The sequence below is a fragment of the Haemophilus parainfluenzae genome, from assembly GCF_036288925.1.
Classification (GTDB): domain Bacteria; phylum Pseudomonadota; class Gammaproteobacteria; order Enterobacterales; family Pasteurellaceae; genus Haemophilus_D.
In genome coordinates, this window is sequence record NZ_CP127167.1 from 433,526 (window position 1) to 444,876 (window position 11,351).

13 protein-coding genes are annotated in these 11,351 nt (G+C 40.2%); 6 read left to right on the forward strand and 7 right to left on the reverse strand.

The features are described from left to right. Positions 1-27: 27 nt before the first annotated feature. Genes rep through waaA form a run of 4 tightly spaced genes read right to left on the reverse strand, consistent with a single transcriptional unit; the run spans position 28 to position 4,031 of the window. Positions 28-2,040, reverse strand: a complete 2,013-nt coding sequence (rep, locus tag QQS40_RS02200; RefSeq protein ID WP_289902431.1) for a DNA helicase Rep — start codon at positions 2,038-2,040, stop codon at positions 28-30. Between the two features lie 13 nt (positions 2,041-2,053). Next, positions 2,054-2,266, reverse strand: coding sequence for a lipoprotein (locus QQS40_RS02205; protein WP_005694824.1), 213 nt, complete (start codon positions 2,264-2,266; stop codon positions 2,054-2,056). Beyond that, positions 2,263-2,739 carry a pantetheine-phosphate adenylyltransferase gene (gene coaD / locus QQS40_RS02210; RefSeq protein ID WP_289902430.1) on the reverse strand — a complete coding sequence of 159 codons (477 nt, stop codon included), beginning with the start codon at positions 2,737-2,739 and terminating at the stop codon, positions 2,263-2,265. The genes QQS40_RS02205 and coaD overlap by 4 nt, the downstream gene beginning before the upstream one ends. Beyond that, complete coding sequence (gene waaA / locus QQS40_RS02215; RefSeq protein WP_329505871.1) at positions 2,736-4,031, reverse strand: lipid IV(A) 3-deoxy-D-manno-octulosonic acid transferase; 1,296 nt, start codon at positions 4,029-4,031, stop codon at positions 2,736-2,738. The genes coaD and waaA overlap by 4 nt, the downstream gene beginning before the upstream one ends. A 61-nt stretch (positions 4,032-4,092) precedes the next feature. On the opposite strand from waaA, the gene QQS40_RS02220 reads away from it, so the two are divergent. The 3 genes from QQS40_RS02220 to QQS40_RS02230 all read left to right on the forward strand — a co-directional run bounded on the left by QQS40_RS02220 (position 4,093) and on the right by QQS40_RS02230 (position 6,098). Beyond that, on the forward strand, positions 4,093-4,851 hold the full coding sequence (locus tag QQS40_RS02220; protein ID WP_329505873.1) for a glycosyltransferase family 2 protein: 759 nt from the start codon (positions 4,093-4,095) through the stop codon (positions 4,849-4,851). An 87-nt stretch (positions 4,852-4,938) separates the two neighbouring features. Next, entirely contained in the window at positions 4,939-5,292 is a 354-nt protein-coding gene (locus QQS40_RS02225) for a helix-turn-helix domain-containing protein (RefSeq protein ID WP_128787400.1), read from the forward strand. Next, a complete protein-coding gene (locus tag QQS40_RS02230) occupies positions 5,280-6,098 on the forward strand; it encodes an IS3 family transposase (protein ID WP_253257864.1) in 819 nt (272 codons plus the stop codon). The genes QQS40_RS02225 and QQS40_RS02230 overlap by 13 nt, the downstream gene beginning before the upstream one ends. 60 nt (positions 6,099-6,158) lie before the next feature. Here QQS40_RS02230 and hslU read toward each other — a convergent pair whose 3' ends face one another. Both hslU and hslV read right to left on the reverse strand, forming a co-directional pair. Then, complete coding sequence (gene hslU / locus QQS40_RS02235) at positions 6,159-7,493, reverse strand: ATP-dependent protease ATPase subunit HslU (RefSeq protein WP_329505875.1); 1,335 nt, start codon at positions 7,491-7,493, stop codon at positions 6,159-6,161. Positions 7,494-7,502: 9 nt separating this feature from the next. Continuing rightward, positions 7,503-8,033, reverse strand: coding sequence for an ATP-dependent protease subunit HslV (gene hslV / locus QQS40_RS02240; protein ID WP_329505877.1), 531 nt, complete (start codon positions 8,031-8,033; stop codon positions 7,503-7,505). A 220-nt stretch (positions 8,034-8,253) separates the two neighbouring features. On the opposite strand from hslV, the gene aphA reads away from it, so the two are divergent. Further along, a complete protein-coding gene (gene aphA, locus QQS40_RS02245; protein ID WP_014064597.1) occupies positions 8,254-8,961 on the forward strand; it encodes an acid phosphatase AphA in 708 nt (235 codons plus the stop codon). Positions 8,962-9,025: 64 nt separating this feature from the next. Here the strand turns inward: aphA and tpiA are convergent, their stop codons facing one another. Next, positions 9,026-9,793, reverse strand: coding sequence for a triose-phosphate isomerase (gene tpiA / locus QQS40_RS02250; protein ID WP_329505879.1), 768 nt, complete (start codon positions 9,791-9,793; stop codon positions 9,026-9,028). 199 nt (positions 9,794-9,992) lie between these two features. Between tpiA and QQS40_RS02255 the strand changes: the two genes are divergently transcribed. Then, positions 9,993-10,427 (forward strand): GNAT family N-acetyltransferase, encoded by a 435-nt coding sequence (locus QQS40_RS02255; RefSeq protein WP_329505881.1) that lies wholly within the window; start codon positions 9,993-9,995, stop codon positions 10,425-10,427. Then, a complete protein-coding gene (xerC, locus tag QQS40_RS02260; RefSeq protein WP_329505883.1) occupies positions 10,427-11,314 on the forward strand; it encodes a tyrosine recombinase XerC in 888 nt (295 codons plus the stop codon). Before QQS40_RS02255 ends, xerC begins: the two co-directional genes overlap by 1 nt. Positions 11,315-11,351 lie beyond the last annotated feature (37 nt).

The following is an 11,351-nucleotide window of genomic DNA, read 5'->3' on the forward strand; positions in this document are numbered from 1 at the left end:
CTCACTGCACTTTAATTTTAATCATCTCTAGCCTTTTAAAATTGCCCGCAGACGATCGAGCTGACTAGAAGTTTGTTGTTGCTTCTGCTCTACCGTTAATTTTGGCTTATCTTTTTCCCATTGCACATCATCCTGCGGTAACTCTGCCAAGAAACGGCTAGGCTCTGGGCGAATTAACTCACCAAACTGACGTCTTTCACGACAAAGAGAAAAAGTCAGCGTTTGTTGTGCTCGAGTAATACCCACATAGGCTAAACGACGCTCTTCCTCTACATTGTCTTCATCAATACTGGTTTGATGAGGCAAAATCCCCTCTTCCATACCAATTAAATACACATGGGGAAACTCTAAGCCTTTGGAGGCGTGCAATGTCATTAATTGCACTTGATCACTCTCGTCATCATCTTCACTTCGCTCCATCATATCGCGCAAGGTTAAACGGGTAACCACTTGATTTAAATTCATCGGCTCATTCACCTCATCGCCTTTGAGCATATCTTCTACCCAGCTAAACAAGGTTGCCACGTTTTTACTCTGCATTTCAGCAGCTTTCGGACTGGTGGCATACTCATACAAATATTCTTCGTAATGCAATGAAGAAAGTAACGAACGCACCGCGGTTTCAGGATCGGAACGTAAACTTTGATCGTTCAACTCCACCATCCAACGACCAAATTTTTGCAATGCATCATAGGCTTTTGGCGTGACTCGTTGCATGAGTTCAAACTCAAAAATCGCCTCAAATAAGCTAATATGTTTTTCCTGTGCTAACTCGCCTAGTTTTTGTAATGTTGCCGTACCAATTTCCCGTTTCGGTGTATTCACGATACGCAAAAAAGCCGCATCATCATCTTGATTCACCACCAAACGTAAGTAGGCCATCATGTCCTTAATTTCAGCACGAGAGAAAAAAGACGTTCCACCAGAAATTTTGTATGGAATACGGTTTTGCATCAGCACTTTTTCCAATAGTCGGGATTGATGATTCCCCCGATACAAAATCGCATAATCCTTGAATTTAGTTTTACGGCTAAAACGATGAGCAATTAATTCCGCCACAATTCGTTCGGCTTCATGTTCTTCATTTTTCGCTTCAATGACTTGCAGTTTTTCACCTTCGCCTAAGTTGGAAAAAAGCTTTTTGTCAAATACGTGCTCGTTGTTATCAATCAAAATATTGGCACAATGCAAAATACGATGAGTGGAACGGTAATTTTGTTCTAATTTAATGACTTGCACATGCGGAAAATCATCACGTAAACGCACCATATTTTGCGGTCTTGCACCTCGCCAAGAATAAATGGATTGGTCATCATCACCCACTACGGTAAAACAAGCTCGCTCGCCGACGAGTAATTTGATGAGCTCATATTGGCTAGTATTAGTATCTTGATATTCATCCACCAACAAATAGCGGATTTTCTCCTGCCATTTTGACCGTACTTCTTCGTTCTGTTTGAAGAGTAAGGTCGGCAACATAATCAAATCATCAAAATCCAACGCATTGTAAGCTCGAATTTGCGCCGCATAACGCTCATAACACTTTGCAAAGGTTTGATATTTGGCATCTTTCGCTAAGGAATAAGCCTGTTTTGGCGAAACCAAATCATTCTTCCAATTGGAAATAACAGAAATTAATTCACGCAGTAAGTCTTTATCTTCCTGCAGTACATCTGCCGTCAGTTCTTTGAGTAAGGCAAGTTGATCGTGCTCATCAAACAAGGTCATATTCGATTTAAAGCCTAACGCTTTATATTCCCGTTTGATAATGTCGAAACCTAAGGTATGGAAAGTGGAAACAATCAATCCTTTGGATTTTTCTTTACCAATGGAATGGGCTACACGCTCTTTCATTTCACGAGCGGCTTTGTTGGTAAAGGTTACGGCGGCGATCTGTTTAGGTAAATAACCGCAGTGTTCAATCAAATGAGCAATCTTATTGATGATCACGCGAGTTTTGCCCGAGCCTGCGCCTGCCAGCACCAAGCAAGGCCCACTGACATATTCGACAGCCTGTTGTTGTTGAGGATTGAGTTTCATATCTTAATGCAAATTAATTTGACCACGCATAAGGCAATAATGCGGTATCTAATAAAAATGACAGTGGCAAATCTAAAATAGGTAAGCCCCATTTTTGTGCCATCTCTAAATCATAAGCCGCCCCCGCATAAGGTGTGTATTTTTCCGATGGATCGATTAATTTCACCACCGTACCACAACCGGTTAACGCTAAAAGTGCGGTTAAAATCAGAAGTGTTTTTTTCATTCACGACGTGCTTTTAAAGCTAAATAGACAGCTTCCGGCACCAGTTTTTTCACATCGCCATGATGTAAATAAATTTCTCGTACAATCGTGGAAGACACAAACGCCCATTTTTCTGTTGGTGGGAAAAACAAACTATCCACACCCTCGGTTAATAAACGGTTTAACGCGGCCAGTTGTAATTCATATTCGAAGTCCGTCGTTGTACGCACGCCACGAATAATTGCTGTAATCTTTTTCGCTTTGATTTCATTCGCGAGTAAATCATAGAATCCAAATACTTCCACATTGGGCAAATGAGCGACCGATTGACGCACCAGCTCAACGCGTTCTTCCAATGAGAACAATGGCTTTTTGCTCGGACTATTCGCCACCGCGACAAAAACTTTCGGGAAAATGACCGCACTTCGCGCAATAATATCTAAATGCCCGTTTGTAATCGGGTCAAACGTGCCAGGGTAAATTACGCTTGTCATTTATTGTTCTCCGAAATATGGGTTAAATAAGGATGAAGCAAATCTAAAAGACGCTGTAATGCGCCACGATTTTCGATTAATACCTCGTAACCTGCATTGCCTAAACGTTGACGCGCTCCTTTCGAATTCAATAACTTATCAATAATCTCTGACAATGCTTTTTCTGTTGAGTTGATTTGCAACACACCTTGCACTTCTAAGAGCGAAGTAAAAACTTCAGGAAAATTGAAGGTATACTTTCCACTCACAACGGGTAATTTAAATGCCAAAGGCTCTAAAGGATTATGTCCCCCATGTTTGACCAAACTTCCGCCGACAAACGCAATATCTGAAATACCATACATCAACATCAACTCACCCATGGTATCACCCAGAATCACTTGGGTATTTTCTGAAGGAATCTCCCCCGTTGAACGACGAATAAAGTGAAAGTTGGCTTTTTCAATTAAATCTGCCACAGGATTAAAACGTTCAGGATGACGAGGCACTAGCAATAACAGCAAATTCGGATGTTTTTTTAATAACAAATGATGCGCATGTAAAATAAGTTCTTCTTCCCCTTCGTGCGTACTCGCCGCAATCCAAACAGGACGATTTTTCACCCAATCTGCACTAAGCAGCGCAATTTTTTTTAATAAATCATCACTAACCACAAGATCATATTTAATATTGCCGGTTAATTGCAGACGATCTTTCTCGTAGCCTAACGCTAAATAACGCTTTCCACTGGTATTGTCTTGTGGGGCAATCAAACTGATTTGAGAAAACATTCGTTGTAGATGTTGTTTAACTTTGCCATAACGTCTTGCTGAACGTGCAGAAAGGCGTGCATTCGCCACAATGAAAGGAATATTTCGATGAGCTAAACAATCAATCAAATTTGGCCAAAGTTCCGTTTCAATGACTATGAATACTTTAGGTTGAATAAAATCAATAAAACGATGAATGGCATCGGGCAAATCATAAGGCAGATAACAATGCGTCACACTTTCCCCGAACGCGGCTTTTACGCGTTCAGAGCCTGTTGGCGTAACGGTTGTAAACGTTATCGGCAAATGTGGATAATCTTGCTGAATACGCTTTACTAAAGGCGTTACAGCTATCACTTCTCCAACCGAAGCTGCATGAATGACAACGCCATTTTGCGCTGGCTTACTTAATCTTTCATAAAACCCGTAACGCTCACCTAAACGCTTTCGATAATTAGGTAACTCAATACTACGTAGTAGCATAAAAAACAATACTAAAGGCTGAATCAAGTACATCAGACTGGTATAAAAAAAACGCCACATAAAATAAATTCGGTTATACTGACAAAAATTTCGGCTAGTATAACAAAAAAAGGATCAAAATATGCCAACAATTAGCGTTGCCATGATTGTCAAAAATGAAGCGGCAGATCTTGCTCAATGTCTTGATACGGTAAAAGATTGGGTAGATGAAATCACTATTGTCGATTCAGGCAGTACGGATAACACGCAAGAAATTGCGGAACAATATGGTGCAAAATTTTATTCACATCCTGATTGGCCTGGCTTTGGCAAGCAACGTCAACGCGCACAACAATATGTCACCAGTGATTATGTTTTGTGGCTAGATGCCGATGAACGCGTCACACCAAGACTGCGTGAATCCATTCAACAAGCGGTTCAACAAGATGTACCAAATACGGTTTATGATATTCCTCGTGTGAGTGAAGTGTTTGGACGTGAAATTCGTCATTCAGGTTGGTACCCCGATTATGTGGTGCGTTTATATCGCACAAATTATGCAGGATATAATGATTCGCTGGTACATGAAAAAGTGGTTTATCCTGAAAACACGAAAGTACAGAAATTAACTGGGGATTTGGAGCACTTCACCTATAAAAGCATTCATCACTATTTGGTAAAATCTGCAGGCTATGCCAAAGCTTGGGCAGATGAACGTCAAGCCAAAGGTAAAAAAGCAACATTGTGGCAAGGTGTCAGTCATGCCATTGGGTGCTTTGTCAAAATGTACATTGTAAAAGCCGGTTTCTTAGATGGAAAACAAGGTTTCCTGCTCGCAGTACTTTCCGCTCATTCAACTTTTGTGAAATATGCTGATTTATGGGAGCGTAATCAGCATTAATCAAAAGCAAAAAGTGCGGTCAAATCAAAATGATCTGCACCCCAAAAGTTGGACTCAACAAACCAACAATTGAGGTGCAGATTTTTTATGGGTAAACACTACACAATCGAATTTAAATTACAAATTCTTCAACCTATTTTGAATGGAAAAATGAGTATTAGAGAAGCAGCTCGTTTTTACAATATTCCTTCCAACGCCCTAGTCGGGACATGGTTGAAACGGTTTGAAAAAAGTGGCATAAAGGGACTTATTCCCCGTAAACCATCAGGACGACCGCCTATGAAACCTAAATATGCCAGAATGCCACCGCCACCCAAAACTGAAGAAGACCGTTTACGCCTGAGAATTTTACAGCTTGAAGCGGAGGTAGCCTACCTAAAGGAGTTGAGAAGGCTCAGACTTCAGGACGAAGCCGAGCAACGGAAATTATCCAAAGGTTAAGAACACGCTATCCGTTAAAATGGCTTTTAGGCTTTGCACAGTTAGCGCGTAGTACGTTTTTTGCGAAACTTCAGATTAAACCGGATAAGGATGAGGAGCTGAAAAAGGCCATTAAACGCATCAAAGCCAATCATCCTGATTATGGCTACCGACGTGTTCATGCCAGCTTGCCAGGCGTGAATCATAAAAAAGTTCAACGTTTAATGCAGACACTTGGGCTTCAAGTGCGGTCAAGAAAAAGCAAGAAATTTACCACCTATCGAGGCACGATAGGGGTAATTGCACCGAATCATCTTGAACGCGATTTTAGTGCAACGGCCCCGAAACAAAAATGGGTGACAGATATCACCGAGTTTAAGGCGAAAGATGGGAGTAAAGTCTATTTATCTCCAATTTTAGACTTATTTAACAATGAGATAGTCTCCTATAATCTCAGCTATTCCCCAAATTGGGCGCAAGTAGAGGACATGTTAATGCAAGCCGTCAAAGGATTAAATAAAGCTTGTGGTGTCATTTTACATTCAGACCAGGGATGGCAATATCAAATGGTAGCTTATCGTCGAATTTTAGCTGAACATGGCATCATTCAAAGTATGTCGAGAAAAGGGAATTGCTTGGACAATGCCGCAATGGAAAGTTTCTTTGGGCGATTAAAAACGGAATGTTTTTATGGTCGGGAATTTAAAACAAAAGAAGAGATAGTTGATGCTGTCAGAGATTATTTGGATTACTATAATCATCGACGGATTCAACTAAAATTAAAAGGACTGAGTCCGATACAATATCGAAAACAATCCTTTAAATAACAGTCTAACTTTTTGGGGTCAGATCAAAATCACCGCACTTTTTCTTTATCTAAACGTTCATTACAGAATGAATCGACTTAAATCTTCATTCTCAATCACTTCGCCTAATGCATCTGTGACATAAGCAGCATCGATATTGACGGTTTGTCCGTCCATTTCGCTTGCATCAAATGAGATTTTATCCATTAAACGTTCCATAACGGTATGTAAACGTCTTGCACCGATATTCTCCGTTTTCTCATTCACACGGAAGGCGGCTTCGGCAATTTTCTTGATTGCATCTTGTGTAAACTCAATGCTCACGCCTTCTGTTGCCATGAGCGCTTTATATTGCTCCGTTAAAGACGCATTTGGCTCAGTTAGAATACGATCAAAATCCTCTGCTGTTAATGCTGATAATTCAACACGAATCGGCAAACGACCTTGCAACTCAGGGATTAAATCCGATGGACGCGCCACTTGGAATGCACCTGATGCAATAAAGAGAATATGATCGGTTTTCACCATCCCATGTTTGGTATTAACGGTTGAACCTTCCACTAATGGTAATAAGTCACGTTGCACACCTTCACGTGAGACATCCGCACCACTGTATTCGCCTTTTTTACAGATCTTATCGATCTCATCAATAAACACGATACCATTTTGCTCAACCGCATCAATGGCTTTTTGTTTCAATTCTTCTGGATTAATCAATTTTACCGCTTCATCGTCAATTAAGGTTTTTAATGCATCCTTAATTTTCATTTTGCGTTTTTTAGTTTTATCCGAACCCAGGCTTTGGAACATGGATTGCAACTGATTGGTCATTTCTTCCATACCTGGAGGTGCCATAATTTCCACGCCCATTGACACGCCCGCAGACACATCAATTTCGATTTCTTTATCGTCTAACTGCCCTTCACGTAATTTTTTACGGAACGCTTGGCGAGTGCTACTATTGGTATCGTGGTTTTCCACTTCACCCCATTGATTTTTCGGTGGTGGTAGTAATGCATCTAAAATACGATCTTCCGCCGCATCTTCGGCTTTCGCACGATTTTTCGCAATTTCTTGTTGGCGGACCAATTTCATCGCACTGTCCGTTAAATCACGGATAATGGAATCCACTTCTTTCCCCACATAGCCCACTTCCGTGAACTTCGTCGCCTCCACTTTAATGAATGGTGCATTGGCTAATTTTGCAAGACGACGCGCAATCTCGGTTTTCCCCACACCCGTTGGACCAATCATTAAAATATTTTTAGGGGTCACTTCATGGCGAAGTGGCTCTTGCAATTGCATTCTTCTCCAACGATTACGTAATGCGATCGCAACCGCTCTTTTCGCCTCTTTTTGGCCAATAATATGTTGATCTAATTCGGAAACAATTTCACGAGGAGTCATTTCAGACATAATTTTTCCTTATTTATTCGGTACTTCTTCGATAGTGAAATTCGTATTGGTAAACACGCAAATATCACCAGCAATTTTTAAAGATTTTTCCACAATTTCACGAGCTGATAAATCGGTATTTTCCACCAACGCACGGGCTGCCGATAATGCATAATTACCACCCGAACCAATCGCTAAGATTTGATCAGCTTCCGGTTGCACCACATCACCAATACCGGTAATGATTAAACTTTCTTTTTCATCCGCCACAATCAGCATCGCTTCTAACTTGCGTAACGCACGATCGGTTCGCCAATCTTTGGCTAATTCCACCGCGGCTTTTAACAAATGCCCTTGATGCATTTCTAATTTACGCTCAAATAATTCAAATAAGGTGAATGCATCAGCTGTGCCGCCTGCGAAACCGGCTAGAACTTTGCCATTATATAAACGGCGTACTTTACGGGCATTCCCTTTCATGACGGTGTTGCCTAATGAAACCTGTCCATCACCCCCAACAACTACTTGGCCATTACGACGTACGCTTACAATTGTTGTCATTCTTTTTATCCTTCTTTTAAGAAAAGTTACTCGTTATATGGCGATCGATTCCACCAAATTCAAGGGGAAATTTTTCTTTGATGTTTTATTAAACAACCATCTCAAAAAAATGTGACAAAGATCACCTTTTTAAATAGCAAACGATTGCTATTATTTCACACCTTTATTTTAAAGGAATATGATTTGTTACAAGTAAAATAAACTACTTAATGAGGAAAACATGAAAAATTTACTTAAACTTTCTGCCATTGCAATTTTAGCGGCAAGCGCAGTCTCTACTTTTGCATCAAACAAAGAACCTTACACGGAACAAGGTACGAATGCTCGTGAAATGACAGAGCAAAAACCGATTCACTGGATCTCTGTTGAGCAGTTGAAAAAAGAATTGGAAGGTAAAGCACCCATTAATGTGAGCTTCGACATTGACGATACTGTACTTTTCAGTAGCCCTTGTTTCTATCACGGTCAAGAGAAATACTCTCCAGGTAAAAATGATTACTTAAAAAATCAAGATTTCTGGAATGAAGTGAATGCAGGTTGTGACCAATATTCCATTCCAAAACAAATTGCGGTGGATTTAATTAATATGCACCAAGCACGTGGTGACCAAATTTATTTTATTACCGGTCGTACAGCGGGCGATAAAGATGGTGTGACACCAGTGCTACAAAAAGCCTTTAATATTAAAGATATGCACCCTGTAGAATTCATGGGCGGTCGCAAACTTCCAACTAAATATAACAAAACACCGGGTATTATTGAGCACAAAGTGAGTATTCACTATGGTGACAGCGATGACGATATCCTCGCAGCAAAAGAAGCGGGTATTCGTGGTATTCGTTTAATGCGTGCGGCTAACTCCACTTATCAACCAATGCCAACCCTTGGTGGCTACGGTGAAGAAGTATTGATTAACTCAAACTACTAATCTTTATAAAAAAAGTGCAGATCACAGTGTAATCTGCACTTTTTTATTTCGTCACTAATAAAAATTAGTTTTTCGCTGCTGCCGCAGCTTTCACGATGACGGCGAATGCAGGCGCTTTAAGTGAAGCTCCGCCGACTAATGCACCATCAATATCCGGTTGAGTAAATAATTCTGCTGCATTAGCATCATTAACCGAACCACCGTATTGAATGATGACTTGATCTGCTACAGCTTGTGATTTTGCTGCGATGTGGCCACGGATAAATGCATGAACAGCTTGTGCTTGTACTGGAGTTGCGGATTTGCCAGTGCCGATTGCCCAAATTGGTTCGTAAGCAATCACTGCACCATTAAATGCTTCTACACCTAATGCATTGATAACTGCATCAATTTGACGTGCACATACTTCTTCAGTTTTACCTGCTTCGTTTTCAGCTTCAGTTTCACCAATACATAATACTGGTACTAAACCGGCTTCTTTTAATACACCAAATTTTTTCGCTACGAATTCGTCGCTTTCTTTGTGGTAAGTACGACGCTCAGAGTGACCGATAATGATGTATTTTGCACCAAAATCTTTTAACATTTCAGTTGAAATATCACCTGTGAAAGCACCTTTAACATTCACATCAACGTTTTGTGCACCTAAAGCAATTTGGCTGCCAGCAAGTGCTGCTTCCGCTGCACCTAAATACATAACAGGTGGGGCAATTGCCACATCACAACCTGTTACGCCTTGTAATTCAGCTTTTAATCCTTCGATTAATTCTTTGGTGAACGCTTTGGAACCGTTTAATTTCCAGTTACCCATCACTAAAGGACGACGTGCCATTTTTGTTTCTCCATATTGAATAAATAAAAAGTGTGTTTACTATACCAAACTTTGGGCAGATTTCTTTGTGCAAAATCACATTTTGAAAATTTTTTTGGGTAAATGATGATTATTTTGTGCTAAAAAGCTACAATCTACTGTATGGAACCGATAAAAAATAACCAATTTTATAAATAAACGGAAAATAGGTCTGGTAACAATGAAAATTTTCAAAGCCGAACAATGGAATATAGAAGTGCTTGCTCCACTCTTTGAAGCCTATCGACTTACCAACGGAATGAGTGAAAATCCTGACCGCACTTTAACCTTTTTAACAAATCGTATACGTTTTAATGAAAGCATGTTTTTTGTTGCTGTAAACGAAAACTCACAGGCGATTGGTTTTGTCCAACTTTATCCTCGCTTATCCTCTTTACAACTACAACGCTATTGGCAATTAACCGATATTTTTGTAAAAGAAGACAAACATCAAGCCGAGATTTATGCTGTCCTTATTTCTAAAGCGAAAGAGTTTGTCCGTTATACACAATCTAATCGTTTAGTGGCGGAATTGAGTCAAGCTCAACAGAATATTTTAGAACACGAAGGATTTAAGCTAAACACGAAAAAAAGTTTGTTTGAATTAACTCTCTAATGCATACACTCCTCAATCAATATTGGGATTACTTGAGAATTGAACGTCAAGTCAGTCCACATACGCTCACCAATTATCAACATCAACTGAATGCGATTTTAGCTATTCTGGCTGAAAAAGGTATTCAGCACTGGCAGCAAGTGAACCCTAGTGTAGTTCGTCTTATTTTGGCGGAAAGCCGTAAGCAAGGTTTAAGAGAAAAGAGCTTAGCATTACGTTTGTCTGCTCTTCGTCAATTCTTCAGCTATCTTGTGCAGCAAGGTCAAATGAAAGTGAATCCGGCAACGGGGATTTCAGCGCCGAAACAAGGCAAGCATTTACCGAAAAATATTGATGCTGAACAAGTTCAAAAATTGCTTTCAAATGACAGCAAAGATCCTATTGATTTACGTGATCGTGCGATGATGGAATTGATGTATAGCTCAGGGCTTCGCTTATCTGAATTACAAGGCTTAAACCTTAATAGCATTAACACTCGTGTACGTGAAGTGAGAGTGATTGGTAAAGGAAACAAAGAACGTATTGTGCCTTTTGGACATTATGCTTCTCATGCAATTCAGCAATGGTTGAAGGTACGCCCTTTATTTAATCCTAAAGATGACGCCCTTTTTGTGAGCCAACAAGGAAATCGCCTCACTCATCGCTCTATTCAAAAGCGAATGGAAACCTGGGGCATTCGCCAAGGATTAAACAGCCATCTCAATCCACACAAACTACGTCACTCTTTTGCAACGCATATGCTGGAAGCAAGTTCAGATTTGCGGGCTGTTCAAGAACTTTTAGGGCACAGCAATTTGTCCACCACACAAATTTATACACATTTGAATTTCCAACATCTTGCAGAGGTCTATGATCAAGCCCATCCTCGAGCAAAACGAAAAAAATAAGTAAAGTGCGGTCAAAAATCGTCATCTTTTTTAATCG